This is a genomic window from Bradyrhizobium tropiciagri (assembly GCF_018130505.1).
GTDB lineage: Bacteria > Pseudomonadota > Alphaproteobacteria > Rhizobiales > Xanthobacteraceae > Bradyrhizobium > Bradyrhizobium tropiciagri_B.
This window is the reverse complement of the sequence record NZ_JAFCKH010000012.1, coordinates 147,501-172,806: the sequence shown is the minus strand read 5'-3', so window position 1 is coordinate 172,806 and position 25,306 is coordinate 147,501. Positions and strand designations below refer to the sequence as shown.

Annotated in this window: 27 protein-coding genes, 1 tRNA gene and 1 pseudogene; 18 read left to right on the top strand and 11 right to left on the bottom strand. The window is 65.1% G+C overall.

The features are described from left to right. Nucleotides 1-112: 112 nt before the first annotated feature. Both JQ633_RS28320 and JQ633_RS28315 read right to left on the bottom strand, forming a co-directional pair. A complete protein-coding gene (locus JQ633_RS28320) occupies nucleotides 113-382 on the bottom strand; it encodes a hypothetical protein (protein ID WP_211988392.1) in 270 nt (89 codons plus the stop codon). Continuing rightward, nucleotides 382-1,392, bottom strand: coding sequence for a chemotaxis protein CheB (locus JQ633_RS28315; RefSeq protein ID WP_211988391.1), 1,011 nt, complete (start codon nucleotides 1,390-1,392; stop codon nucleotides 382-384). Before JQ633_RS28315 ends, JQ633_RS28320 begins: the two co-directional genes overlap by 1 nt. Nucleotides 1,393-1,490: 98 nt before the next feature. Between JQ633_RS28315 and JQ633_RS28310 the strand changes: the two genes are divergently transcribed. Then, a complete protein-coding gene (locus JQ633_RS28310; protein ID WP_249159704.1) occupies nucleotides 1,491-1,892 on the top strand; it encodes a response regulator in 402 nt (133 codons plus the stop codon). Nucleotides 1,893-1,908: 16 nt separating this feature from the next. Here JQ633_RS28310 and JQ633_RS28305 read toward each other — a convergent pair whose 3' ends face one another. Together JQ633_RS28305 and JQ633_RS28300 are read right to left on the bottom strand one after the other, a co-directional pair. Further along, complete coding sequence (locus JQ633_RS28305; RefSeq protein WP_211988390.1) at nucleotides 1,909-2,097, bottom strand: hypothetical protein; 189 nt, start codon at nucleotides 2,095-2,097, stop codon at nucleotides 1,909-1,911. 126 nt (nucleotides 2,098-2,223) lie between these two features. Then, complete coding sequence (locus tag JQ633_RS28300; RefSeq protein WP_211988389.1) at nucleotides 2,224-2,466, bottom strand: hypothetical protein; 243 nt, start codon at nucleotides 2,464-2,466, stop codon at nucleotides 2,224-2,226. Nucleotides 2,467-2,857: 391 nt separating this feature from the next. On the opposite strand from JQ633_RS28300, the gene JQ633_RS28295 reads away from it, so the two are divergent. After that, complete coding sequence (locus JQ633_RS28295) at nucleotides 2,858-3,565, top strand: Crp/Fnr family transcriptional regulator (RefSeq protein ID WP_249159703.1); 708 nt, start codon at nucleotides 2,858-2,860, stop codon at nucleotides 3,563-3,565. A gap of 3 nt (nucleotides 3,566-3,568) precedes the next feature. On the opposite strand, the gene JQ633_RS28290 is transcribed toward JQ633_RS28295, so the two are convergent. Both JQ633_RS28290 and JQ633_RS28285 read right to left on the bottom strand, forming a co-directional pair. Beyond that, the gene (locus tag JQ633_RS28290; RefSeq protein ID WP_211988387.1) at nucleotides 3,569-3,916 is read right to left on the bottom strand and encodes a response regulator; all 348 of its coding nucleotides are present in this window, start codon (nucleotides 3,914-3,916) and stop codon (nucleotides 3,569-3,571) included. Between the two features lie 204 nt (nucleotides 3,917-4,120). Continuing rightward, nucleotides 4,121-4,197: transfer RNA gene (locus JQ633_RS28285), tRNA-Met, on the bottom strand. A gap of 294 nt (nucleotides 4,198-4,491) precedes the next feature. On the opposite strand from JQ633_RS28285, the gene JQ633_RS28280 reads away from it, so the two are divergent. Next, nucleotides 4,492-6,096, top strand: coding sequence for a GMC family oxidoreductase (locus JQ633_RS28280; protein ID WP_211988386.1), 1,605 nt, complete (start codon nucleotides 4,492-4,494; stop codon nucleotides 6,094-6,096). A 107-nt stretch (nucleotides 6,097-6,203) separates the two neighbouring features. On the opposite strand, the gene JQ633_RS28275 is transcribed toward JQ633_RS28280, so the two are convergent. Continuing rightward, nucleotides 6,204-6,965, bottom strand: a complete 762-nt coding sequence (locus JQ633_RS28275; RefSeq protein ID WP_211988385.1) for an SDR family NAD(P)-dependent oxidoreductase — start codon at nucleotides 6,963-6,965, stop codon at nucleotides 6,204-6,206. Between the two features lie 112 nt (nucleotides 6,966-7,077). Here JQ633_RS28275 and JQ633_RS28270 point away from each other — a divergent pair, with 112 nt between their 5' ends. The 3 genes from JQ633_RS28270 (at nucleotide 7,078) to JQ633_RS28260 (ending at nucleotide 9,665) form a co-directional block, all read left to right on the top strand. Further along, complete coding sequence (locus JQ633_RS28270) at nucleotides 7,078-7,593, top strand: CvpA family protein (RefSeq protein WP_211988384.1); 516 nt, start codon at nucleotides 7,078-7,080, stop codon at nucleotides 7,591-7,593. Nucleotides 7,594-7,727: 134 nt separating this feature from the next. Then, on the top strand, nucleotides 7,728-8,510 hold the full coding sequence (locus tag JQ633_RS28265; protein WP_211988383.1) for an SDR family oxidoreductase: 783 nt from the start codon (nucleotides 7,728-7,730) through the stop codon (nucleotides 8,508-8,510). A gap of 165 nt (nucleotides 8,511-8,675) precedes the next feature. Further along, nucleotides 8,676-9,665, top strand: coding sequence for an NADPH:quinone reductase (locus JQ633_RS28260; RefSeq protein WP_211988382.1), 990 nt, complete (start codon nucleotides 8,676-8,678; stop codon nucleotides 9,663-9,665). Nucleotides 9,666-9,875: 210 nt separating this feature from the next. On the opposite strand, the gene JQ633_RS28255 is transcribed toward JQ633_RS28260, so the two are convergent. Continuing rightward, nucleotides 9,876-10,289 (bottom strand): DUF3775 domain-containing protein, encoded by a 414-nt coding sequence (locus JQ633_RS28255; RefSeq protein WP_211988381.1) that lies wholly within the window; start codon nucleotides 10,287-10,289, stop codon nucleotides 9,876-9,878. A 119-nt stretch (nucleotides 10,290-10,408) separates the two neighbouring features. Between JQ633_RS28255 and JQ633_RS28250 the strand changes: the two genes are divergently transcribed. The 5 genes and pseudogenes from JQ633_RS28250 to JQ633_RS28230 all read left to right on the top strand — a co-directional run. Continuing rightward, a complete protein-coding gene (locus tag JQ633_RS28250) occupies nucleotides 10,409-11,257 on the top strand; it encodes an MBL fold metallo-hydrolase (protein ID WP_211988380.1) in 849 nt (282 codons plus the stop codon). 258 nt (nucleotides 11,258-11,515) lie between these two features. Further along, nucleotides 11,516-12,358: a fumarylacetoacetate hydrolase family protein gene (locus JQ633_RS28245; protein WP_211988379.1), complete on the top strand. Its 843-nt coding sequence runs from the start codon at nucleotides 11,516-11,518 to the stop codon at nucleotides 12,356-12,358. A 204-nt stretch (nucleotides 12,359-12,562) separates the two neighbouring features. Then, complete coding sequence (locus tag JQ633_RS28240; RefSeq protein WP_211988378.1) at nucleotides 12,563-13,174, top strand: glutathione S-transferase family protein; 612 nt, start codon at nucleotides 12,563-12,565, stop codon at nucleotides 13,172-13,174. Between the two features lie 24 nt (nucleotides 13,175-13,198). Then, nucleotides 13,199-14,389 (top strand): serine hydrolase domain-containing protein, encoded by a 1,191-nt coding sequence (locus JQ633_RS28235; RefSeq protein ID WP_211988377.1) that lies wholly within the window; start codon nucleotides 13,199-13,201, stop codon nucleotides 14,387-14,389. Nucleotides 14,390-14,398: 9 nt separating this feature from the next. Then, nucleotides 14,399-14,623, top strand: a pseudogene (locus tag JQ633_RS28230) (MBL fold metallo-hydrolase); the annotation flags it as partial. A gap of 229 nt (nucleotides 14,624-14,852) precedes the next feature. Here JQ633_RS28230 and JQ633_RS28225 read toward each other — a convergent pair. Next, a complete protein-coding gene (locus JQ633_RS28225; protein WP_211988376.1) occupies nucleotides 14,853-15,395 on the bottom strand; it encodes a methylated-DNA--[protein]-cysteine S-methyltransferase in 543 nt (180 codons plus the stop codon). A gap of 200 nt (nucleotides 15,396-15,595) precedes the next feature. Here JQ633_RS28225 and JQ633_RS28220 point away from each other — a divergent pair, with 200 nt between their 5' ends. Next, a complete protein-coding gene (locus JQ633_RS28220; RefSeq protein ID WP_211988375.1) occupies nucleotides 15,596-16,405 on the top strand; it encodes an alpha/beta fold hydrolase in 810 nt (269 codons plus the stop codon). A gap of 178 nt (nucleotides 16,406-16,583) precedes the next feature. On the opposite strand, the gene JQ633_RS28215 is transcribed toward JQ633_RS28220, so the two are convergent. Continuing rightward, nucleotides 16,584-17,039: a carboxymuconolactone decarboxylase family protein gene (locus JQ633_RS28215; RefSeq protein ID WP_211988535.1), complete on the bottom strand. Its 456-nt coding sequence runs from the start codon at nucleotides 17,037-17,039 to the stop codon at nucleotides 16,584-16,586. 111 nt (nucleotides 17,040-17,150) lie between these two features. On the opposite strand from JQ633_RS28215, the gene JQ633_RS28210 reads away from it, so the two are divergent. The 5 genes from JQ633_RS28210 to JQ633_RS28190 all read left to right on the top strand — a co-directional run bounded on the left by JQ633_RS28210 (nucleotide 17,151) and on the right by JQ633_RS28190 (nucleotide 22,579). Then, nucleotides 17,151-18,017: a sigma-70 family RNA polymerase sigma factor gene (locus JQ633_RS28210; protein WP_211988374.1), complete on the top strand. Its 867-nt coding sequence runs from the start codon at nucleotides 17,151-17,153 to the stop codon at nucleotides 18,015-18,017. A 63-nt stretch (nucleotides 18,018-18,080) separates the two neighbouring features. Next, on the top strand, nucleotides 18,081-19,337 hold the full coding sequence (locus JQ633_RS28205) for a M20/M25/M40 family metallo-hydrolase (RefSeq protein WP_211988373.1): 1,257 nt from the start codon (nucleotides 18,081-18,083) through the stop codon (nucleotides 19,335-19,337). A 207-nt stretch (nucleotides 19,338-19,544) separates the two neighbouring features. Next, on the top strand, nucleotides 19,545-20,219 hold the full coding sequence (locus tag JQ633_RS28200) for a GntR family transcriptional regulator (RefSeq protein ID WP_211988372.1): 675 nt from the start codon (nucleotides 19,545-19,547) through the stop codon (nucleotides 20,217-20,219). 87 nt (nucleotides 20,220-20,306) lie between these two features. After that, nucleotides 20,307-21,107, top strand: a complete 801-nt coding sequence (locus JQ633_RS28195) for a phytanoyl-CoA dioxygenase family protein (protein WP_211988371.1) — start codon at nucleotides 20,307-20,309, stop codon at nucleotides 21,105-21,107. A gap of 164 nt (nucleotides 21,108-21,271) precedes the next feature. Continuing rightward, on the top strand, nucleotides 21,272-22,579 hold the full coding sequence (locus JQ633_RS28190) for an NAD(P)H-dependent oxidoreductase (protein WP_211988370.1): 1,308 nt from the start codon (nucleotides 21,272-21,274) through the stop codon (nucleotides 22,577-22,579). 184 nt (nucleotides 22,580-22,763) lie between these two features. Here the strand turns inward: JQ633_RS28190 and JQ633_RS28185 are convergent, their stop codons facing one another. Continuing rightward, nucleotides 22,764-23,849: an NAD-dependent epimerase/dehydratase family protein gene (locus JQ633_RS28185; RefSeq protein ID WP_211988369.1), complete on the bottom strand. Its 1,086-nt coding sequence runs from the start codon at nucleotides 23,847-23,849 to the stop codon at nucleotides 22,764-22,766. A 300-nt stretch (nucleotides 23,850-24,149) separates the two neighbouring features. On the opposite strand from JQ633_RS28185, the gene JQ633_RS28180 reads away from it, so the two are divergent. Next, nucleotides 24,150-25,238: a TRAP transporter substrate-binding protein gene (locus tag JQ633_RS28180; RefSeq protein WP_211988368.1), complete on the top strand. Its 1,089-nt coding sequence runs from the start codon at nucleotides 24,150-24,152 to the stop codon at nucleotides 25,236-25,238. The last annotated feature ends 68 nt before the right edge of the window (nucleotides 25,239-25,306 follow it).

The following is a 25,306-nucleotide window of genomic DNA, read 5'->3' as shown; positions in this document are numbered from 1 at the left end:
CAGCGCCTGTTGATAGCAGAGTTTAGTCCTATCCCAATGAGATAAGTGGGAATTCTCCGGCTTCCCCGGAACTCGGCGCGGGGGCGATTGCCCTTCAGAGCTGAGACGGCCGCTAGTGGGACGTGACCCGATCCTCGAGGTATGCGACCCTCTGCACGATCAGAGTGCGATGCCGCTCCCATTCGATCAGCGTCTGCTTGAGCAGGCCGACCAGGCGTTCAGCCTGCGCGGTGTCGTGGCCCGCGCGCTGCAGCCAATCCAACAGATCCTGCTGGTCGCGGACGCGCCGCCAACCCTGCTCGATATCGACATCCGCCTTCACCAGCAGCGCACGCTCGGACCGCAACTGTTCGGCCCAGTTCGTGTGCTCAGCGCTGGCCATCACGGTTCCTTCCGCGCCGGTCGCTTCGGATCGAGCGATTGTAGCATGACTTGTCGAATCATATCGCCGTATTCGCGGTATTCGGCGGCACGCGCGTCATACATTTGAGCAACCGCAAGACGCCCGCGCTGACGACCGTCCTCCGCCATCCGGTGCACCAGCTCGGCGCGCTCCTCGATGATGCGCAGCGCGACGCGTAGCGCCTCGTCGACCCGCCCTTCCTGCTCCTTGGCGAGGGCGTCGGCGGTATAGGCGTGGCCGACCTGACAACGAAAGCGCAGCGGATGTCCCACCCCGAGCACGGACAGGACGCCGCCGCAGCCGGGACAGGTCAGCGGCGCTGGGTCGGCAATATCGACCAGGGTATCGCTGCCGATGCGTTCGCCCGCCGCGATCTTCACCTCCAGCACGATCTCCGGCGGGATCGGCAGCACGGCACCGGCGCGTTCGCGGGCCAGATCGGACAGCACGTCGCCAATCCGGGCTCCCGGGACGCAGAGATCGACCGTCGTCGCCTCCAGCGCCCGCAGCGGCATTTCGTCGGAAATGGCGTCCTGCGGATCCTGCACCAACGCGATCCCGCCGCAGCGCTTGATCGCGGTAAGGCCGGCCGCCCCGTCGGACAACAGCCCGCTCAGCACCACGCCGATTACCCGCGGTCCATAGTGCAATGCGGCCGAGCGAAACAACGGATCGATCGCCGGCCGCACCAGGTTCTCGCGCGGGCCGCGGCCCAGCATGAGGTGGCCGTCCTGGATCAGCAGATGGTGGTCCGGCGCCGCCAGATAGACGTGGCTGTTTTCGATCACCATGCCGCTTTCGGCTTGGCGGACCGGCAGCCTGCCGGCCGCGCTCGCGACCGTGGAGAGGATGCCGATGCCGTGAGCCGGTATGTGCAGTACGATGAATACCGCAGCCGGCAGGTCGGGCGGCAGCCGGCCGAGAATGTCCTTCAGCGGTGCCGTCGCTCCGGCCGAGCCGCCGATGACGATGATGTCGCGATTGGGCATGGAACCGGCCCTTTCAACGTTGTTTGCAACAAGGTGAGTTTTCGTCCTATGTTCCAATTTTACGGTGATTTCGCGCTTTGAGCGCGGCCGGAGCCGATATGTCCGAACTCGTTGCTGCTGGCATGCGCGACCGCCCTCTTTTGACCGGACGGCGCGTCCTGATCGTCGAAGACGAATATTTCCTCGCCGATGACATGGGCTGCGCGCTGCGGGCGCTCGGCGCCGACATCGCCGGCCCGGCCGGTGACCTCGACGACGCGCTTCGCATCCTGCACGACGGCGGCACCATCGACGGTGCGGTGCTCGATGTGAATATCCGCAAGCAGATGATCTATCCTGTCGCGCGCGAGTTGCAGATGCGCGGCGTGCCGATCGTGTTCACCTCGGGATACGACAAGATCGTGATCAGCAATGAGTTCGCGGATGTCCCATTGTGGGAAAAGCCGCTCGACCATCGCGCGATGGCGCAGAGCCTCGCCGGTCTGATCCTGCGCGCGTAGGTACATCCCTCCTCGATCAGGCAGGCTCACTGCCCGGTTTGAGCGCAATCACCAGCCTTGCACCTGCCCAGACCTCGACCACCTGGCCATCCAGATATTGCCGCGCCCGAAGCGCTGCTTCGTCATCGTCGGCGCAATCCAGGATGTGCGGCGGCCCGGCGACGCGCCCAGCTTCGTCAAGCACATAGACCCGATACACCGCCACGCACGACACTCCGCCCCAGCTCGCTACTTCGTAGCGGCGAACGGGAGCCTCAGCCATGACACAGGTTAATCGGCCGGCAGCATTGCCCGCGCGGGTGCGCGGATAATCCGCCGGTACTGCGTGATTTCAGGCCGGTCGGCCCGAGCCTTCCGGAATCGCCTCGGAAACCGGCTCAGGCGCGGCGACCGACGTCGCGCCATCGGCAAACTCTGCATGCCGCCGAACGCCCAGGAAGGTCCCGGGCTGGCTTTCCCTCAGAATGTCCAGCGATCGCGCGATGATCCCGCGGGCGCGATGGACGATGGCCGCGTCATGCACGGCCTGTTTGCTGTTGCGGACAATCGTATGAATCGGTTCGGCGTGCGTCACGACGCGCTCCCTCGGCTTTGCAGGCGGGAGCGCGATGGTCTCTCAGCCACCGACGCCTAGCGGACAGCGTGTGCCGGTGATGGTAGGTAACGGGGCAATGGGCGATATAGTTGCTCGTCCGGACGAAGAAAGCGGAATGAGATTGCGCGTCCGCGGTGCGGCCCCGAGTGCCCATTCGAGACCCGCGACCACCAAATCGTCACGTTGCGGCCGGAATTGCGCAGGCAGCGACCTGTCACAAGTTAATGACAAGCTGCACGTCATCACTACGCTCCGTCGCTGACCATTTGCGGGCGGCACCATGCAAGCAGGATCCACGTTCTCAAAACTTGCCGGTCGCCTGGCAAATCTCGTCGAGCTGTCGGCCGACGATCTCGATCTGCTGGCCAGGATGCCGGGCAGCATCGACCACCACCACTCGCGTCATTACCTTCTGCAGCACGGCGAGACGTCAACGCATTGTCATCTGCTGCTGCAAGGATATCTCTGCTGGCTCGATCCTGGGAGCCGTGACGGCAGGATCATCTCGATCCATGTGCCGGGCGATGTGCCGGATCTTCACACGATCCACGATGGCCGCCTCGACTACGATCTGGTCTCGGTCGGGCCGGCGGTCGTCGCATCGGTCCCGCATGATGTGTTTCGGGATTTATGCGGCGTGTCATCGTCGCTTGCGCGCGCACTTCTGCTGATGATGCTGGGCGACGCCGCCGGTTCGCGCAACTGGATCGTGAATCTCGGCAGCCGCGATGCGCTGGAACGCGTCGCGCATCTGCTCTGCGAGATCGCCATGCGGCTTCGCGCCGTCGGCCTGGCAAAGGACTTGCGGATTCCCTCGCCGTTCACGCCATCCGACGTCGCCGGGGCATGCAGCATATCCGCGATGCATGCCAACCGTACCATCGGGGAGCTTCGCCGCAGCAACCTGCTGCAATGGCATGCGAGGATGATCACGATCACCGACTGGAATGGGCTGGTGCATCTGGCCGGGTTCAATCCGGCCTATCTGCGATTGCCCGCGGACGCGACGATCGCGCCGGCGGAAGCGGTCGTCATGCCTACGCTCGACGGGCCCCCGCTTGCGCCGCGGCTGCGATGAGCTTCACCCGGCCGCGTCCATCTGCTTGCGCAGCATCGTGAGGGCCTCCGCACAGCCTCGCGGCTTGGTGACTACGGGAAGGTGCGCATACTTCGCCGGCAGAATGCTTGGATCGTAGCCGGTATACAGCGTAACCGGCGTCCCCATCTCGAGCAGGGCATCGATCAGCTTGTATGACGACGTGCCGTTGACGTTGATGTCGATCAGCGCCCCGGAGGCGCCGGACGCGTGCGGGCGTGCTTCATCGATTGAAGCGAACGGACCGACCACGTGATAGCCGGCCTGCCGTGCCAGCGCGGCGCAATCGTCGGCGATGAAATACTCGTCTTCCACGATCAAGATCGTCCGCATAGCAGTACCTCTGCCAGTTTGATCTTCGCGGATGCCACGAGTTAACGGTTTCCCGCCGGTCGGGTTTCCTGCCAGGCACCTCGCGCGACGCGCCACCATGCCTCAGGACAGCGGCCATGACCTGTTTCGCGCGATGACGGACCGTCCCGGACAAAACAAAACCCCGGCAATCCCATTCGGATTACCGGGGCTTCGTACCTTATTTGGTTGCGGGGATAGGATTTGAACCTATGACCTTCAGGTTATGAGCCTGACGAGCTACCGGGCTGCTCCACCCCGCGTTAAACCGTTGCATGCCTTGCAGAAAGGGAGCCTCAAACGACCGGCCAACGCGTCAACCCGGGCCGAAGCCGTCGGGTGCGGGGCGTATGTATCAATGCAACTTGGATTTGGAAAGCCCCGCGAGCGGTTTTTTGAGGATTTTGTGACGCCGGATTCACCGGTTTCTCCGGCCTGATGGCCGCGCGGAACCGGCGCTTGCCCGAAACCGCGAAAAAGCGGAGTTTCTGCGCCCAACGATCCGTCAAAGGACAGACATTCCCGGAATTGGCGTGACACCGGGAACAGGGGGACACGTGACTGACACATTCGATTTCGTGGTGGTGGGCGCGGGCTCGGGCGGCTGCGCGGTGGCCGGGCGCCTGTCGGAGGATGCGGCAAGCTCGGTGGCGCTGCTCGATGCCGGCGGTAAAAACGACAATTGGGTGGTCACCACGCCGGGCGCGCTGGTGCTGATGGTCGCCGGCACCATCAACAACTGGGCGTTCAGCACCGTGCCGCAGAAGGGGCTGAACGGCCGCATCGGCTATCAGCCGCGCGGCAAGGGGCTCGGCGGCTCCTCGGCGATCAACGCCATGGTCTATATCCGCGGCCACCGCGCCGATTACGACCATTGGGCCGCGCTCGGCAACCCCGGCTGGGCGTTCGCCGACGTGCTGCCCTATTTCAAGCGCGCCGAGCACAATGCCGATTTCGACGGCGAGTATCACGGCAAGGGCGGCCCGCTCGCCGTCAACAAGCTGCGCTCCGGCAATCCGATCCAGCAGACCTTCCTGCAGGCGGCGCAGGAAGCCCAATTCCGCATCCGCGAGGATTTCAACGCCGAGGACCATGAGGGCCTCGGCATCTACCAGGTGACGCAGAAGAACGGCGAGCGCTGGAGCGCGGCGCGCGCCTATGTGCATCCGCATATCGGCAGGCGCGCCAATCTGCGCGTCGAGACCGGCGCGCATGCGACGCGCATCCTGTTCGAAGGCAAGCGCGCAGTCGGCGTCGAATATCGCCAGGGCAAGGAAATCAAGCAGCTCCGCGCGCGGCGCGAAGTGATCCTGTCGGCCGGTGCATTCCAGTCGCCGCAGCTGTTGATGCTGTCCGGCGTCGGCGATGCCGCAGCGCTCGGCAGGCACGGCATCGCGAGCGTGCATCATCTGCCCGGCGTCGGGCAGAATCTGCAGGATCATCCGGACTTCATCTTCGGCTACATGTCCGACAACCCGAACTTCGCCGGCATCTCGCTGAAGGGCATGCCGCGGCTGCTCCGCGCCATCATGCAATACCGGAAAGAACGCCGCGGCCCGCTGACCTCGAACTTCGCCGAATGCGGCGGCTTCCTGAAGACGCGGCCCGACCTCGACATCCCCGACATCCAGCTGCATTTCGGCATGGCGATGGTCGACGACCACGGCCGCAAGCGCCATGGCGGCACCGGCTTCTCCTGCCATGTCTGCCTGCTGCGGCCGAAGAGCCGCGGCAGCGTCGCGCTGGCAAGCGGCGATGCAATGGCCGCGCCGCTGATCGATCCGAATTTCCTCGGCGAGGCCGATGATCTGGAAGCAATGGTCGCGGGCTACAAGACAACGCGGCGGCTGATGGAGACGCCGGCGCTGCGCGCCCTGCAGCAGAAAGACGTGTTCACGTCGGAGGTGCGCACCGACGACGATATAAGGAACATCCTGCGCGAGCGGGTCGACACGGTCTATCACCCGGTCGGCACCTGCAGGATGGGCGCGAATGATCCGCTCGCGGTGGTCGATCCGAAGCTGCGCGTGCACGGGCTCGAAGCCCTGCGCGTGGTCGACGCCTCGATCATGCCGACGCTGATCGGCGGCAACACCAATGCGCCGACCATCATGATCGGCGAGAAGGCCGCCGACATGATCAGGGGTGAGATGCGGGCATAAGCGCCGCGGCAAGACAGCGTAGCCCGGATGGAGCGAAGCGTAATCCGGGGTCCTGTGCGCGTGAATCCCGGATTACGCTGCGCTTCATCCGGGCCACGACGCAACGATCAATTCAGCAGGAACCCGCCGTCCACCGTCACCACCGTGCCCGTCATGTAGCGCGAGGCGTTCGAGGCCAGCAGCATGATTGCGCCATCGAGATCGGACTCCGCGCCGACCCGGCGCTGCGGAATCCGCTTCGCCAGCCGCTCGCCTGATGGCGTCGACCAGAAATCGTGGTTCATCTCGGTGTCGATATAGCCCGGCGCCAGCGCGTTGACGCGGATGTTGTTGCCGGCGAGCTCCAGCGCCATCGCCTTGGTGCCCTGGATCATGCCGGCCTTCGAAATCGCGTAGGGCGAGACCGCCTTCAAAACGCCCTGCCCCAGCACCGAGGCGACGTTGACGATATTGCCCGGCTGCTTGCGCGCAATCATGCGCCGCGCCAGCTCGGTGGCGAGGAAATACGCGCCCTTCAGATTGGCGCCGACCACGGCGTCCCAATCCGCCTCGGTCTGCTCGGTCGCGAGCTTCTCGATCGCGATGCCGGCATTGTTGATCAGGACCGTGACCGGGCCGAGCGCGGCCTCGGCGGCATCGAGCGCCTTGGGCAGTCCAGCGATGTCGGCGACATCCATCTGCACCGCCGCGGCACGGCCGCCCTTCGATTTGATCTCGTCCTCGAGGCTCTTCAGCTTCGCGGTCTGCCGCGCCGCCAACACCACGGCCGCGCCATGCGCGGCGAGCACGCGTGCGAATTGCCGCCCGAGGCCCTGCGAGGCGCCGGTGATGAGGATGATTTCTTTACTGACATCGAATAGGTCGGACATCGTCTGGTTTCCCGAATGAGACTGGGGCGATTGATAGCTACAATTGTCCCGAATGTAAGCCCGATTCATTCATGCGGGACCGCCAGAGAAATCGGGCGGGGAATTCCCTTCCATGAATCTGTTCGACGCTGCCGTCACCATCGGATTGCTGTTTGCTGTCGTGACCGGTTTCACGACCGGCCTGCTGCGCAGCGCGCTCACGATCCTCGCCTATCTCGTCGCCATGCCGCTCGCGGTCGCCGCAATAGCTATGATCGGGCCGCACATCGTGAACCTGCCGTCCTCGCCGTTTCCGCAGAACGGCGTGCTGCTGTTCGGCCTGTTCCTCGTGATCGGCGCCGTGCTCGGAAAGATGGCGCGGATGATGTTGGACGATGTGGTCGGCTCGGAGATCGGGATCTTCGACCGGCTCGGCGGGGCGCTGCTCGGCGGGGTCAGGGCGGCGCTCGTCGTCACCACCCTGGTGCTGATCTTCGACCAGCTGATCCCGCTTGCCAGGCAGCCGCAATTCCTCAACGGATCGCAATTGCGGCCGCTGTTCTCGGCGGTCGGGCAGAGCGGAATCCGCTCATTGCCGCCCGAAGCCACCATGGCGATCGAGCGGCTGCGGCGCGAGCGGCACATCTAGGGTCGCCTTCGCCCGGCCGTTCCTGCCCGGCATGCACTTATGCATTGCACATCCCTTATCGGCGGCGCCGAGCTTGGCTAGAATGGCGCTATCGTATCTGACAGAAACCACCCGACATCACAGGGAGCGAAATCGTGGATCTCGGAATAAAGGGCCGCCGCGCCATCGTCTGCGCATCGAGCAAGGGACTGGGCCGCGCCTGCGCGATCGCGCTCGCCAATGAGGGCGTGCATGTCACGCTGACCGCGCGCGGCGCCGAGGCGCTGAAGCAGACCGCGGACGAGATCCGCAAGGCGCATCCCGGCCTCACCGTCAACGAGATCGTCGGCGACATCACGACGCCGGCCGGCCGCGAGGCCGCGCTGAAGGCCTGCCCCGATCCGGACATCCTGATCAACAATGCCGGCGGCCCGCCGCCCGGCGATTTCCGCAACTGGACCCGCGACGACTGGATCAAGGCGATCGACGCCAACATGCTGACGCCGATCGAGCTGATCAAGGCCACCGTCGACGGCATGATGGCGCGCAAGTTCGGCCGCATCGTCAACATCACCTCGGCGGCGGTGAAGGCGCCGATCGAGATCCTCGGCCTGTCCAACGGCGCCCGCGCCGGCCTCACCGGCTTCGTCGCCGGCCTGTCGCGCAAGACCGTGATCAACAACGTCACCATCAATGGCCTGTTGCCCGGCCCGTTCGAGACCGACCGTCTGCGCAGCACCGGCAAGGCCGAAGCCGAGAAGCGCGGAATTCCGATCGAGCAGGTGATGGCCGAACGCGCCAAGCTCAACCCAGCCGGACGCTTCGGCCAACCCGACGAATTCGGCGAGGCTTGCGCCTTCCTGTGCAGCGCCAGGGCCGGCTTCATCACCGGGCAGAACATCCTGCTCGACGGCGGCGCCTTCCCGGGAACGCTCTAGTGCCGCCGATTTGAAGTTCCTGCACTGTACGCGGCGAGGGTGATTGGGAACTTCAAATCGATAAGCGGCACTAGAGACTCATGAGTCTTCCAGCGCCCTCTTGCTTTCCGAAGTTCGCGCGCGAGGTCGCTGTACGAGTTCACGAACTTCGGAAAGGGGCGCTGGATGAGGGCGGTCTGGTACGAAAGAACAGGCGCGGCGCCGACGGTGCTCACCGTCGGCGAGATGCCGACACCTGATGCGGGCCCCGGCGAGGTCCGCATCCGGCTGGAAGCATCCGGCGTCAATCCGGCCGATGTCGGCCGCCGCAGTGGCAATTATCGCGCGATGGAATTTCCGCGCGTGATCCCGAACAGCGACGGCGCCGGGATCGTCGACCAGTGTGGTGAAGGCGTCACGCGCTTTGCCGTCGGCGACCGGGTCTGGCTGTTCAACGGCCAGCGCAACGGCCGCGCCTTCGGCACCGCGGCCGAATACATCGCGCTCGCCGACTATCTGGTGACGCCGCTGCCGGCGGATGTGTCGTTCGCGGCCGGCGCGACGCTCGGCATTCCCTGCATGACCGCGTGGTGCGCGCTGTTCGCGGACGGACCGATCGCGGGCCAGACGGTGCTGGTCACCGGCGGCGCCGGCGCGGTCGGCCACTATGCCGTGCAACTGGCGAAATGGGGCGGCGCACGGGTGATCGCCACCGTGAGCTCGGAGGTCAAGGACATCGAGGCCCGGCTCGCCGGCGCCGACATGGTCGTCAACTACCGCACCGAGGACGTCGCCGCCAAGGTGATGGCGTTCACCGAGAACCGCGGCGTCGACCGCGTGATCGATGTCGATTTCGGCGGCAACCTCGCGACCACGCTGAAGCTGATGGCGCAGAACTCGATGATCGCGGTCTACGCCACCAACGGCAACCGCACGCCTGTCGTGCCGATGCGCGAGCTGATGGAGAAATGCATCACGGTGCGCTCGCTGGTGCTGTTCGCGCTGCCGCCGACGCTGCTCGCCGCCGCGCAGGCCGATATCACCCAATGGCTCGCGTCCGGCACCCGCGTCCACAACATCGCCGGCCAGTTCGCGCTGGCCGAGACGGCGGAGGCTCATCTCGCCGTCGAGAAGGGCGACAAGATCGGCACCGTGATCGTGGATTGCGCAAGGTGATGCGCGCCCAGCTCTCACCTCTCCCTCTCCCCGTTCTTACGGGGAGAGGGTTGGGGTGAGGGGCTGCATCCGGCGAGCACTTTGCGCCTTGTTGAGCACCGCGCCCCGCCCCTCACCCGGATCGCATTCCGCTACGCTGCATACGATCCGACCTCTCCCCGTAAAGGACGGGGAGAGGTGAAGTGGCTGCGGCCCTTGCTGCGCTTCCTTCTACTGCACCGGCGTTGTCCGCTCGGCGCTCGGCGCGATACCGAACTCGTCGAGCCCTTCGGCGAGGAGATCGCCGAGCATCGGTTCGCCCAGCAGATAGCTCGCGGTGCGGCCGTTGCGCCCGCGCGCCGCTTCGCGGCGCAGGTCGGTCCATTCGTCGATGGTGCCGTCACCGCGTCCGAGCCGCATCAAGGCGACGAGATCGACCTGCTCGTCCTCGCTGAGCGCGTTGATGAAGCCGGTGATCTCGCGCGCCACCGGATCGGTGCCGTCGTCCTCGAGCACGTCGACCATGTCGTCGTCGATGCCGTTCGAGCCGGAGGCAGGATCGACCGTGGCTTCCTTGACGTCGAATTCCCGTGCCTTCTCGATCAGGAAGCCGACCTTTTCGGGGGAGATCGTGAGTTCCGGCATGCATGCACTCCTTGGTCCAATGAGGCGCTAACGCCGGACGCGCCGACTTGATCCATTGCGCCGCCGCGCGGAAACCCGCATGGTCCGGACAGAGCAACAAGAAACGGAGGGCACGCCGCATGCACTGGACGGTAGGCAGGGTCAGGATCACCAAGGTCGTCGAGCTCGAGACCGTCGGCAGCACCCGCTTCATCCTGCCGCTGGCCGGCCGGGAGGAGATCCAGAGCCTGCCCTGGCTGATCCCGCATTTCGCCAATGAGGACGGCCGGCTGAAGATGTCGATCCACTCGCTGCTGGTGGAAACGCCCGAGCACCGCATCATCGTCGACACCGGGCTCGGCAACGACAAGCAGGGCCGCAACGTGCCGACCTGGAACAACCGCAACGATCCGTTCCTGGAGCGATTGACCGCGGCCGGCTTCGCCCCCGACAGCATCGACACCGTGCTGTGCACGCACCTGCATGTCGATCACGTCGGCTGGAACACGAAACTCGCCGGCGGCCAATGGGTGCCGACCTTCGCCAAGGCGCGCTACGTGTTCGGCCGGACCGAATTCGAGCACTGGCGCGACCACAGCATTGACCCCGTGCACGCCGCCGTGTTCGCCGATTCGGTGAAGCCGATCGCCGACGCCGGCAAGGCCGAGCTGGTGGCAAGCGATACCAGGCTGACCGAGGAGATCACGCTGATCCCGACGCCGGGCCACAGCCCGGGCCATATGAGCATCCATATCAAGTCCGGCGGCGAGGAAGGGCTGTTGACCGGCGACGTCGCCCATCATCCCTGCCAGATGTATCATCTCGACTGGTCGTCCACCGCGGACTCCGACCAGAAGCAATCGGCGGCGACGCGGCGCGAGCTGTTCTCGCGTTTCGCCGACACGCCGACGCTAGTGATCGGCGGGCATTTCAATGCCGGCCACATCAAGCGCGACGGCGACGCCTTCAGGTTCGTTGCATTGACCTGATAGGACCGAAACAGAAATGTAGCCCGGATGAGCGGAGCGACATCCGGGGCGGAGATCCCGCATATCGCTTCGCTCATGCGGGCTACGCCTTTACACCGCCCGCGAGCTCGCTGGCTTGATAGGTCCGAAACAGCCTTGAAATATAGGTTGGCAGCAATGCAGCGCGCTCATGGCGGTTGAATTTCCGCCCGCGCTGTTCCATGAAGCGTGTCGAGGTATACCAGCAACAATCCTCAGGACATCGTAGGGAGTGATCACATGAAGCTTGTTCGTTACGGCGAAAAGGGTGCGGAAAAGCCCGGTCTGATCGACAAATCCGGCCAGCTCCGCGACCTCTCGGCCCATATCAAGGACCTGACCGGCGACGCCTACACGCCGGATTCGTTGAAGAAGCTGGCCGGCCTCGATGCCGCCTCCCTGCCTGCCGTCTCCGGCAAGCCGCGCTTCGGCTCCCCGGTCACCGGCATCTCCAAGTTCGTCGCGATCGGCCTGAACTATTCCGACCACGCCAAGGAAACCGGCGCTGATATCCCGACCGAACCGATCATCTTCATGAAGGCGTCCACCTCGCTGTGCGGCCCGAACGATGCGGTCGAGAAGCCGCGCGGCTCGACCAAGCTGGACTGGGAAGTCGAGATCGCCGCGATCATCGGCACCCGCGCCAAGTACGTGTCGGAAGCCGATGCGCTGAACTACGTCGCCGGCTATTGCGTCTGCAACGACGTCTCCGAGCGCGCCTTCCAGACCGAGCGCCTCGGACAGTGGACCAAGGGCAAGTCGCACGACACGTTCGGCCCGGTCGGCCCCTGGCTCGCCACCAGGGACGAGATCGCCGACGTGCAGAACCTGTCGATGTGGCTCGACGTCAACGGCCAGCGCCGCCAGACCGGCTCGACCAAGACCATGATCTTCTCGATGGCGCAGTGCATCTCCTACGTCTCGCAGTTCATGACCCTGCTGCCCGGCGACATCGTCACGACAGGCACCCCGCCCGGCGTCGGCCTCGGCATGAAGCCGCAGCAGTTCCTCAACGTCGGCGACGTCGTGACACTCGGCATCGAGGGCCTCGGCGAGCAGCGCCAGGAAATCATCGCAGCGTGAGCTGAAGGTCGGCATTCCGAGGAGGGCAATGCGCGCTCCTCGGAGAGTGTGAATTCGTCGATTCCGGCATCTCCCCACACGTCGTCCCGACGAAAGCCGGGACGACGTGTGGGTGGTTCTCGCACACTCTGCTCTTCGTTCTGTCGGCAAAAGATTCACAGCTCCTCACGATAACGGCCGCGTCCCCGGAAAGAGGTTATCTCCATGAAACTCACCTTCTCTCCCGCCTCCCCGTTCGCCCGCAAGGTTCGTATCGCCGCGATCGAGCTCGGCCTGATCGACAAGATCGAGTTCGTGCCGGCGACCGTTGCGCCCGGCACGGCCAATGACGAATATTCGAAGATCTCGCCGCTGAAGAAGCTGCCGGTGCTGATCCTCGACCACGGCGATGTGATTCTCGATTCCTACGTCATCGTCGAATATCTCAACGAGCTCGGCGGCGGCCGGCTGATCCCGGGCTACGGCCCGCGGCGCTGGCAGGTGAAGAGCGACCATTCGTTGATCAACGGCATGCTCGATTCCATGCTGCTGTGCCGCTACGAGAAGATGGTGCGGCCGCAGGGGTCGCAGTGGCAGGCCTGGCATGACGATCACTGGAACCGGGCCTGGACCGGCATGGCGCGGTTCGAGAACCGGCCCGAGGTGCTGGACGGCCCGTTCGACATCGCACAGATCGGCCTCGTCTGCGTGCTCGGCTACGCCGACTTCCGCTTCGCCGATTGCGGCTGGCGCAAGGCCTATCCGAAGCTCGATAAGTTCTACCAGAAAATGCTGGAGCGGCCGTCGGTGAAGATCTCGGCGCCGCCGGCGGCGTAACGGCGACCGGCGGGAGAAACGGCGATGCGCGATCGCTTCCCCCGCCGCCTTGTTCTGGGCGCGAGCCTCACGCTCGCGCTGGCGGCCTCAACCACGAACGTGTGGGCCGATAGCATGACGCCTGGACAAAAAGACCAGCCCTGCGGAGCGCCGGCGGCGCTCGACGACGGCTGGACGATCGCCTCGCCCGACAGCGTCGGCATGGACGGTGCACGGCTGTGCGGCATCGCCGTGCGGCTGAGCTTGCGCAGCAGTCAGGTCCATTCGGTCGTCGTGGCGCGTCACGGCAGACTGGTGTTCGAGCAATATTTTGCCGGCATCGACCAGCCGTGGGGACAGCCCGAGGGCCGCACCGAATTCACGGCCACCACGAAACACGACATGCGTTCGGCAACCAAGAGCGTGACCTCGCTGCTGGTTGGCATCGCCATCGACCGCAAGCTGATCGCCGGCGTCGACGCATCGGCGGTGAAATTCTTTCCCGAGTATCAGTCGGTGAAATCAGCGGGATGGGACGCCATCACGCTGCGCCATCTGCTGACGATGTCGTCCGGCTTCAAATGGGACGAGACGCTGCCCTGGAGCGATCCGAACAACGACGAACCTCATCTAGCGTTCGATGCCGATCCGATCGGCTACGTCCTCGGCAAGCCGATCGCGGCGCCACCGGATACGTTATGGAACTACAGTGGCGGCGCAACGGATTTGCTCGGCAATATCGTCGAACGCACCGCCGGCAAGCCGCTCGAAGCATTCGCGCGCGAGACGCTGTTCGAGCCGCTCGGCATCACCGATCTCGAGTGGAAGACCTACAAGAACGGCAAGATCGCAGCCGCCGCCGGGCTCCGCCTGCGGCCACGCGATGCCGCCAAGATCGGCCAGCTCGTGCTCAATCGTGGCCAATGGAATGACAAGCAGATCGTCTCAGCGGACTGGATCGCGCAGTCGATCACGCCGCGGTTCCAGGCGGTCGGCTATTTCGGCGGCACGCTGTTCTACGGCTATCAATGGTGGGTCGGACGTTCCTTGTCAGAGGGCAAAGAGGTGAAGTGGGTCGGCGCCTTCGGCTGGGGCGGCCAGCGCATCATCGTCGTGCCCGATCTCGACCTTGTGATGATGACGACGGCCGCTCAGTACGGCCAGGCCAAGGAAGGCCTTGCGGCGATGGATATACTTGCCAACGTCGTGATCCCCGCCGTGCGCGACGCGCACTGATCTCCATGCGCGGTGTTCGCCGGCGACTTGATGCACTCGCCGATCCAGACGCTCTATCCGGAGCTGTCGCCGAAGTTCGACGTCGACCAGGCGCAGGCGGCGAAGACGCGCCGCAGCTTCCTGGAGCGCTATTGCGACACCGACGCGCTGTGCTGCACCGCGCATTTCCCCTCGCCGTCATCGGGCAGGATCAAGCGCAAGGGCAACGGGTTCGTGTGCGAGATGGCAAGATAGGGCCGACTGCCGGCTTCGTAGGGTGGGCAAAGGAGCGAAGCGACGTGCCCATCATTCTCGGCGTGCTCGCGATGGTGGGCACGCTTCGCTTTGCCCACCCTACGGTCCTGCGGCCCACTTCGGAATAATGGAATATTACCCCTGAGTTGCCCGACGTGTCAAGTTGCCATGTCGGATACCGGCCCGCCGGCTACTTTGCATGGGGTTGTTTTCGCCATTTCGGCGGCGCTCAATCGAACAGGCTCGGCGTGTGGTTCACCACCGCGCCTTCGATCTGCAGCATCTTCAGCTTGGTGACCACGCCGCCATTGGCGGAGAAGCCGCCGGGCTTGTTGCCGGCCGCCAGCACGCGGTGACAGGGCACGACGATCGGGCACGGGTTGCGGCCGAGCGCCTGGCCGACGTCGCGCGACAGTTCGACGCCGCCGAGCTGCTTGGCGATGTCGCCATAGGTGATGGTCTTGCCCGGCGGGATCTTGCGCGCGATGTCGTAGACGTTGCGGTTGAAGTCCGGCACGCCGTCGAAATCGAGCGCGATGTCGGCAAGGTCGTTCGGCTTGCCGGCGAGCAGCTCGATCATGCCGTCGATCGCATGCCGCACCTCGGCCGGCGGGGCCGCCTCGGTGACCTCGCCGTTGCGCTGGAAGATCCGCTTGCGGGTCTTCTCCTCATCGCCCATCGGCAGCTGCACGCCGGTGATGCCGTGCCCGCCCCACACGACGCCACAGGCGCCGATCGCGGTGTCGAAGATTGCATAATGCTGGCCGGTCATGGCTCGCTCCTGAAATTCCGTGGCTCCAAGCATTGTTTGAGCATGATCTTTTCGGAAAGCCGCTTCGCACTTTTCCGGATCATGCTCCAGAGCCTGCTGTTGACCCGGAATCTAGGCTTGGAGAATGTTGCTATCCACCCGAATCCTGTGGGAACTTGCCGAAAATCAACAAGATCCCTGCCCTACCGCGAGCCCTCCAGATGCAAATCCTCCACGTCAACGGTTTCGACATGCCCTATCTCGACGTGGGCGAAGGGCCGCCGCTGGTCTGCGTGCACGGCTCGCTGTGTGACTTCCGGATCTGGTCGGCCGTGCTCGGCCCGCTGACGCGCAAGCACCGCGTGATCGCGGTCAGCCTGCGGCATTTCTTCCCGGCGCATTGGGACGGCGTCGGGGACACCTATTCGATCGCCCAGCATGTCGACGATGTGATCGCCTTCCTCGCGGCGTTCGACACGCACCCGGTCAACCTGATGGGCCACTCCCGCGGCGGCCACATCTGCTTCCGCGTCGCCCAGCGCCGGCCGGACCTGCTGCGCAAGCTGGTCCTCGCCGAGCCCGGCGGCGAGCTCGACGGTTCGCTCGATCCGGATTATCGGCCTGGTCCCTCGCCGCTGGCGGCGCGGATCGCAGCCTCGGCCGACGTGATCGCCAAGGGCGATATCGACGGCGGCTTGCAGATCTTCATGGACACACTCGAAGGCCCTGGCGCCTGGAAGCGGCTTCCGGCCACCGCCAAGCAGCTGTTGCGCGACAACGCGACCACGCTGATCGGCCAGACCCGCGACCAGCGGCCGCCATTCTCGAAGTCGGATGCTGAATCAATCAAAACCCCGACGCTTTTCATCGGCGGCGCCAACACCAGAGGCGTGCTCCCGAAAGTGCTGCACGCGCTCGCCGCCAACGTCGCCGGCGCGCGCACCGAGCTGATCCCGGGCACCACGCATCCGATGTTCGAACAGGCCCCGCAGCGCTACTGCGAGATCGTGCTGGAGTTCCTGGCAAGCTGAGCGCCGGCTGCGGCTTTCTTACCTCGCCCCGCTTGCGGGGAGAGGTCGGATCACATGCAGCGAAGCGGAATGCGATCCGGGTGAGGGGGTACAGGTCTAACCACGATCATCACTCGCGGATAGAGCCCCTCACCCCGACCCTCTCCCCGTGAGGAACGGGGAGAGGGAGAACAGCAACTCACACCTTCCATGCACCGACCGGCTGGCGCACGGCGACGTTCAGCCGGTTCCAGACGTTGATCGCCGCGATCGACAGCAGCAGATTGGCGAGCTCATGCTCGTCGAAGTGCCTCGCGGCCTCGTCCCACACCGCGTCCGGCACCGGGTCGGCGCGGTCGCTGAGCCGGGTCATCGCCTCGGTCAGCGCCAGCGCGGCACGCTCGCCCTCGGTGAAATAAGGCGCGTCGCGCCAGGCGCCGACGGCGAACAGCCGCTCGTCGGTCTCGCCAGCGCGCTTGGCGAGTTTCGGGTGCATGTCGACGCAGACGCTGCAGCCGTTGATCTGGCTGGCGCGCAGATGCACCAGCTCGATCAGCTTCTCCGGCAGGCCCTGCTTGCTGGTCTCGCTCAGCGCCTGCAGCGCCTTCATGGCATCGGGAACAACCATCACCGGGTGGTTCATGCGGGCTTTCATCATGTCGCTTCTCCTGATTTGCCTTTTGACGCGGCCGTGCCGATTTGTTGTCACATCGGCTGGGTTTCGTTCGTCATGGCCATGACGGAGCGGACAAAGGGAATGTGACCGATGCACGAGAAAAAGTTTCTGGCCGAGCAGTTCGAGGCCAACCGGCAGCGCCTGCGGGCGGTGGCCTACCGCATGCTGGGCTCGACCGCCGAGGTCGACGATGCCGTGCAGGAAACCTGGCTGCGGTTGAGCCGCACCGGGGCTGCAACCGTCGACAATCTGGGCGGATGGCTGACCACGGTGATCGCCCGAATCTGCCTCGACATGCTGCGCTCGCGCAAATCGCGCCGCGAGGAGCCGATCGGCCCGCACGTGCCCGAGCCCATCGCTGACAACGCGCACGAGCGCGAGACCGAGATGGCCGACTCCGTCGGCGCCGCGCTGCTGGTGGTGCTGGAAACGCTGGCGCCGGCGGAGCGGCTTGCGTTCGTGCTGCACGACATGTTCGCGGTGCCGTTCGAGGAGATCGCGCCGATCGTCGGCCGCACGCCGTCTGCCGCGCGCCAGCTTGCAAGCCGCGCGCGGCGCCGCGTGCAGGGCACCGCGCCGGCGCCGGATGCCGATCTCAGCGAGAAGCGCGAGATCGTCGAAGCTTTCCTTGCGGCATCGCGCAATGGCGATTTCGAAGGGCTGCTCGCCGTGCTCGCGCCCGATGTGGTGGTACGCGCCGACGAGGCGGCGCAGCGGCTCGGCTCACTGCCGGAAATCCGAGGCGCAGCGGCGGTCGCCGAAACCTTCAAAGGCCGCGCGCAGGCGGCGAAGCCGGCGCTGGTCGACGGCGAGATCGGCGTTGCCGTCATCCTCGGCGGCCGGCTGCGCGTCGTGCTGCGGGTCACCACCGAAGGCGACCGGATCGCGGCGATCGACGCGATCGCCAATGCCTCGGACATCGAGATGATCGACGTCGAGGTGCTCGATCGCAATTGATGCGGCTGGAGACGCATCATCTGCAATGCTAGTGTCTTCCCACGCGCAGCAAGGGAGGACACTATGAAACCAGCAATCAAGCGGCTTGCGTCGGTCGGCCTGTTTTCGCTCACCCTCGCCGCCTCCCCCGCCTTCGCCGCGGCTGACGAGAAGCTGCGCACGGCGGCCGAGCAGGCCAAGCCGGCGGTGATCGAAAGCCTGCACGACATGGTGATGATCGAGTCCGGCTCCGCCGACGTCGAAGGCCTGAAGAGGATGGCCGACTTCACCGAAGCGCGGCTGAAGGCGCTCGGCGCGAAGACCGAGCGGCGCAAGACCACGCAGGGCGCCGGCGCCGACATCGTGATCGGCACCTTCGAGGGTACCGGTACGAAGAAGCTGATGCTGATCGCGCATATGGACACCGTCTATGAACACGGCATCCTCGCCTCGCAGCCCTACAAGGTCGACGGCAACAGGGTCTACGGACCCGGCATCGCCGACGACAAGGGCGGCATCGCCGTGATCCTGCATTCGCTGAAGATCCTGAATGACGCCGGCTGGCGCGACTACGCAAAACTCACCGTCGCGTTCAATCCGGATGAGGAGGTCGGCTCGATCGGATCCGGCGAGATCATTGCCGAGCTCGCCGACCAGCACGACGTGGTGCTGTCCTGCGAGCCGACAGTCGCGCCACCCGTCGCCAGGAACGAAAGCCTGCTGTTGGGTGCGAGCGGCACCGCGACCGGCACGATGGAAGTGAAGGGCAAGGCCTCGCATGCCGGCGCCGCGCCGCAGCTCGGCCGCAACGCGCTGCTCGAGCTCGCGCATCAACTGCTGCAGACCCAGGACATCGCGAAGACGATTCCGGGCACGCAGCTGAACTGGACCACCGCGAAGGCCGGCACCGTGCGCAACCAGATCCCCGAAAGCGCCACCGCCGGCGCTGACATTCGCCTCACGATTCCAGACGGCGTGCAGAAGCTGCAGGCCGCGCTCGACGAGAAGATCAAGACCAGGCTGATCCCGGACACCGAGGTGAGCGTGAAGGTCGTCGCGGGCCGTCCGCCATTCGTAGCCGACGATCGCGGCCGCGCGCTGGCCAAGGAGGGCCAGGCGATCTATGGCGAGATCGATCGCCAGCTTGCGATCGCCGAGATGACCGGCGGCGCCACCGACGCCGGCTACGCCGCGCGCAGCGGCAAGGCGATCGTGGTCGAGAGTTTTGGCCTCGCCGGCTGGGGCTATCACGCCCGCGACGAATACATCGACACCGACTCGATCGTGCCGCGGCTCTATCTGATGACGCGGATGCTGACCGAACTGGGGAAGAGGAAGTAGCGGCGTAGCTTGCTCCCAAGGCGATCGGCTAGCTGATTGAGCAGGCTTGATCCCTCACGCCGGCACCCGGACTTATGTCACGACTGGAATATCTCTTATTTCCAGACCTTAGCGGACGACCAATCAGAGGCTTGACGGTTGGTCGCCCGGGCAGTAGCTTGCGGCTCCGAACACGGAATTCCGTATTCCAAATAGGACGCCGCCGGTATGATCCCGTTGGACCCGCTTCCGAACCTGATCGACCAGGTCTATGCGCGGATTTCCGAGGCGATCATCGATCGCACGCTGCTGCCGGGACAGCGCATCACCCAGAACGAACTAGCGGAAAAGCTCGGCGTTTCGCGCCAGCCGATCTCACATGCGCTGCATCTGCTGCACCGGCAGGGCCTCGTCGCAGAGAGCGGCAAGCGCGGCTTCGAGGTGACGCAGCTCGATCCACAGCGCATCCGCGAGCTCTATGAGGTCCGCGGCGCGATCGACGCGCTGGCGGCGCGACTGGCGGCCAGCCGCGTGAAGGAAGATCCCGCGGGACGTGCGCAGCTCGAGGCCGCGCTGGAGGCCGGACGCGCAATCGACGACCGCACCCCGCTGGCGCGCCTGATCGCGCTCGACGTCGACTTTCATAGCGCGATCTATCGGCTCGCCGGCAATTCCGCGATCGAGGAGATGATCGCGCCGCAGTGGCCGCATATGCGCCGCTCGATGGCGACCGTGCTCGCCGAGCTCGATTATCGCGGCAGCGCCTGGACCGAACACGAGACCATCGCCGCCCATGTGCTCTCCGGCAACGCTACGGCCGCGGAGGCCGCGGCGCTGGCGCATGCACAGACGGCCGGGCGGATGACCGAGGAAAAATTGAGATCGATCGACGTGGCGGCGTGACTATAGCCGTCATTCCGGGAGCGCGCGCAACGTGAACCCGGAATCTCGATGACGACAACCGGCAACAACAAACACGGAGGAAGCACCATGAAACTGAGCCCGGATCAGGTTGAATTTTTCCATCGCGAAGGCTGGCTGTTCCTGCCCGAGCTGTTCAGCCAGGAAGAGGTCGACTTCCTCGCGCGCGAGGCCGTCTCGATCTATGACGCCAACCGGCCTGAGGTATGGCGCGAGAAGAGCGGCGCACCGCGCACGGCATTTGCCGCGCATCTCTATAACGAGGCGTTCGGCCTCCTTGGCGCGCATCCACGCATGATCGATCCGATCGAGCAGCTGTTCGGCGAGAAGGTCTACATGCACCAGTTCAAGATCAACGCGAAGGCGGCCTTCACAGGCGACGTCTGGCAGTGGCACCAGGATTACGGCACCTGGAAGCGCGACGACGGCATGCAGGAGCCGCGCGCGATGAACATCGCGATTTTCCTCGACGAGGTGATGCCGATCAACGGCCCGCTGATGCTGGTGCCGCAGAGCCAGACTGCCGGCGATCTCAAGGCCTCGCACGACCTCGAAACCACGTCGTACCCGCTGTGGACGCTCGATGAAGACACCGTGACGCGGCTCGTCAAGCAGGGCGGCATCGTCGCGCCGACCGGCAAGCCCGGCGGCATGCTGATGTTCCACGGCAATCTGGTGCACGGCTCGAGCGGCAACATCACGCCCTATCCGCGCAAGATCGTCTACCTGACGCTCAACGCGGTCTCGAACTATATCCGCACCCCGACCCGGCCGGACTACATCGCGCACCGCGACTTCACGCCAATCCAGACCGTGGCCGACGACGCGTTGCTGCGGCTGGCCCGCGCGCCACGCCAGGCGGCGGAGTAAGATTCGAGGACGCCGTCATTCGGGGACGACGCGCCAGCGTCGAGCCCGGAATCCATTTGCCGCACGTTACGTATACGATGGATTCCGGGCTCGCGACTTCGTCGCGCCCCGGAATGACGAGCTTTGAGTAATCGCGCGCCCACGCGCAAATAGGTAACCAGCACATGAACCTGCATCACCTCCTCCAAACTCGTGCGGCCGCCGGCAAGCCGGTCCGCGTTGCCTTGATCGGTGCCGGCAAATTCGGCTCGATGTTCCTGTCGCAGGTGCCGCATACGCCGGGGCTAGAGGTATCCGTCATCGTTGACCTCGATCGCGATCGTGCGCGCGAGGCATGCCGCACGGTCGGCTGGGACGACGAACGGATCAAGGCGACCGCGTTCACCGACGACGGCGCGCGGGCGATTGCCGGCGGCGCCTTCGACGTGGTGGTGGAAGCGACCGGCAATCCCGCCGTCGGCATCCGCCATGCCCGCGCGGCGATCGCAGCGGGCAAGCATGTCGTGATGGTCAATGTCGAGGCCGATGTGCTGGCGGGGCCGCTGCTGGCCGAGGAGGCGCGCAAGGCCGGCGTGGTCTATTCGCTCGCCTATGGCGACCAGCCTGCGCTGACGGCGGAGATGGTCGACTGGGCACGCGCGACCGGTTTTCGTGTCGTCGCCGCCGGCAAGGGCACGAAGTATCTGCCCGTCTATCACGACGTGACGCCGGAGGGCGTCTGGCAGCACTACGGGCTGACCGCGGGCGAGGCGCAATCCGCCGGCATGAATCCGCAGATGTTCAATTCCTTCCTCGACGGCACCAAATCCGCCATCGAGATGGCCGCGATCGCCAATGCCTGCACCCTCGACGTGCCGTCGGAGGGCCTGCTGTTTCCGCCCTGCGGCGTCGACGACCTGCCGCATATCATGCGGCCGCGCGAGGCAGGCGGCGTGCTGGAAAGGTCCGGCATCGTCGAAGTCGTGTCGTCGCTGGAGCGTGACGGCCGCCCGGTGTTCCGCGACCTGCGCTGGGGCGTCTATGTGGTGCTGGAAGCGCCGAACGATTACGCCGCCGACTGCTTCAGGCAGTACGGCCTCAAGACCGATGCGTCCGGCCGCTATGCGGCGATGTACAAGCCGTATCATCTGATCGGGCTGGAGCTGAACATCTCGGTCTTGTCTGCGGCGCTGCGCAGCGAGCCGACCGGCCAGCCGCGCGGCTTCCGCGGCGACGTCGCCTCGGTGGCGAAGCGCAACTTGCGTGCCGGCGAGATGCTCGACGGCGAAGGCGGCTACACGGTGTGGGGCAAGCTGATGCCCGCCGCCGCCAGCCTCGCCGCCGGCGCGCTGCCGATCGGCCTCGCGCATCGCGTCAAGCTGAAGAACGACGTCGCCCACGGCGCGGTGGTGCGCTGGAGCGATGTCGAGGTGGATGAGGCCAACGATACGATCAGGACGCGCAAGGCGATGGAAGCAGCGTTCTCGCGGTAGTGCAGTTTCACCTCTCCCCGCTCTTCTGCGGGGAGAGGTCGGATCGCATCGCAAGATGCGATCCGGGTGAGGGGCGAGGCAGTCTGCTCAACAATCGGCAAACTGCTCGCCGGATGGAGGCCCTCACCCCGCCCCCTCCCCGCAAGAGCGGGGCGAGGGAGACGAGAGAGCGGGGGTTTGATCACTACGGCAGCAGCCTGCTCGCCTGCGCGAGCTTGAACCACTTCCTGAACATCGCTTCGGTATCCATCATCTCGGTGAAACCGGCCTGGTTGATCTTGACCGTCGAGACGATCGAGGGCGGACCGGACTCGGTCTGCCCGTAGCGCATGCTGTAATCGGCATACTGGAACGAGAGGCCGACGAATTCTTCGAGGCCGGGCGCGATCAGATCGCGCTTCTTGCGCAGCTCGTCCCAGGGCGCGATCCATTTTGGATATTCCTGCGCCAGCGACAACGGCACGTGCTTGCCTGGCTTCATCTCCAGCGCGTCTGATATCGCCGGCCAGATGTTCTCCCAGGTGAAGACGTCGCCATTGGTGACGTTGAAGGCTTCGTTGCGTGCAGTCTCGGCTTCGCCCGACCAGGCGATCGCGCGCGCCAAGAGATCGACATCGACCGCTTGCGCGACGCGGGCGGCGCCGCCGGGGTAATCGAGCGGCCGCCCCTGCTCGCGCAGCATGGCGGCATAGACGCCGAGCGGCGGGATCAGATCCATCGCGCCGCCCATCGCTTCGCCGATGATCAGCACCGGACGCAGGATGCTCCAGTGCCAGCGCTTGCTCTTCTGCAACTCGCGCAGGAAGTTCTCCTGCGCCCAATAGAAGTTCGGCTGCTCGTACATTTCCGAGCGGCCCTCGCGCGCCGGCACCGTGAGCGGCCGGACGTGCACGCCATAGGCCTTGGTCCCCTGCAGCAGCGCGACATGTTTCAGATCGGGCGCGACCGGCTCGAGCGCAGCCATCAGATTGCGTAGCATCCGGTCGTTGGTTGCGATCTGCTGCGGATCGCGCCAGCCCTCGACCAGGCTCGGCGCTTCATAGAGCGCCGCATAGACCAAATGGGTCACCCCGCGAAGCTCTTCCGCCACACGTCCGCAATCCTCCGCGCTGGTGAGGTCGACCGGCACGTGCCGGGCGCCGTAGAGTTCGCGCGGCTTGCGCCGCGACAGCGCCATACGCTCGCAACCTGCAGCTGCGCCGAAGTGTCGCAAAGCGGCACTCCCCACCAGGCCGGTTGCGCCGGCAACCACGACTTTCTTGTTGGCCATGTCCTGAAAACTCCCACCATGCGTCCGCCTTAAGTAGCAGATCACAGCGTCTTGGGCAGTGCGCGGGACAGCAACGCCGGCCAGCGCTGTGCGCTCTTCGCACCTGCGGTGGAGGCGACGCTTGATTCTGCCGGGGCGAACGATCATCCTGATCGCGGAACCGGACAAACTCGGAATTCCACAAGAGCCCGTCGAGGGCCACCGGACACATTTCACATATCAACGTCGATCGTTCGGCGAAGAAAAGACGACACCAAGATCGTTCCCTTGTCGAAGCATCGGCACATTGGAGGGAATCGCATGAAGCGTCGTGAATTCTTGAAAGCAGGCGGCGTCGGTTTGGCCGCAACCGCGGTGGCCGCACCGGCGGTTGCACAATCGATGCCGGAGGTGAGGTGGCGGCTCGCCGCGAGCTGGCCGAAGGCACTCGATACGCTCTATGGCGGCTGCGAATTTTTCTGCAAGCGCGTCGCCGAGATCACCGACAACAAATTCCAGATCCAGCCGTTCGCGTCGGGCGAGATCGTCCCGGGCCTGCAGGTGCTGGATGCCGTCTCCAACGGCACGGTCGAGATGGGCAACACCGCGCTGTATTATTACTGGGGCAAGAACCCCGCCTTCACGTTCGGCACGTCGTTGCCGTTCGGCCTCAACACGCGCCAGCATATTTCCTGGCTGCAATGGGGCGGCGGCACCGAGCTGCTCAACGACCTGCTCAAGGAATACAAGTGCATCGGCATTCCGACCGGCTCGACCGGCGCCCAGATGGGCGGCTGGTTCCGGAAGGAGATCAAGTCGATGGCGGATTTTCAGGGCCTGAAATTCCGGGTCGGCGGTTTCGCCGGCACCATCATCGCCAAGGTCGGCGGCGTGCCGCAGCAGATCGCCGGCGGCGACATCTATCCGGCACTCGAGAAGGGCACCATCGATGCCGCCGAGTGGGTCGGCCCCTACGACGACGAGAAGCTCGGCTTCGTGAAGGTCGCCAAGTTCTACTATTATCCGGGCTGGTGGGAAGGCACCGGCCAGGGTCACAACGTCATCAACATGGAGAAGTGGAACACGCTGCCGAAGAACTATCAGGCGGCGATCCAGGCGGCCTCCGAGGACGCCTTCACCTGGGTGACCGGCAAGTATGACAACGTCAATCCGCCGGCACTCAAACGCCTGATCGTGGCCGGCGCGCAGCTGCGGCCGTTCCCACAGGAGGTGCTGGAAGCCTGCTACAACGCCGCCAACGAGATCTACGCCGATCTCGCCAAGACCAACCCGCATTTCAGCAAGATGTATGCGAGCCTGTCGGCCTATCGCAACGAATCGCTGGCGTGGATGCAGGTCGCCGAGCTTTCGTTCGACAGCTTCATGATGCGGATGCGGACGCGGACCTGAGCCAAGCCGGCAACAAGGCACAAAAAAGCCCCGGAGGATCACTCCGGGGCTTCATCATTTTTGGTCAG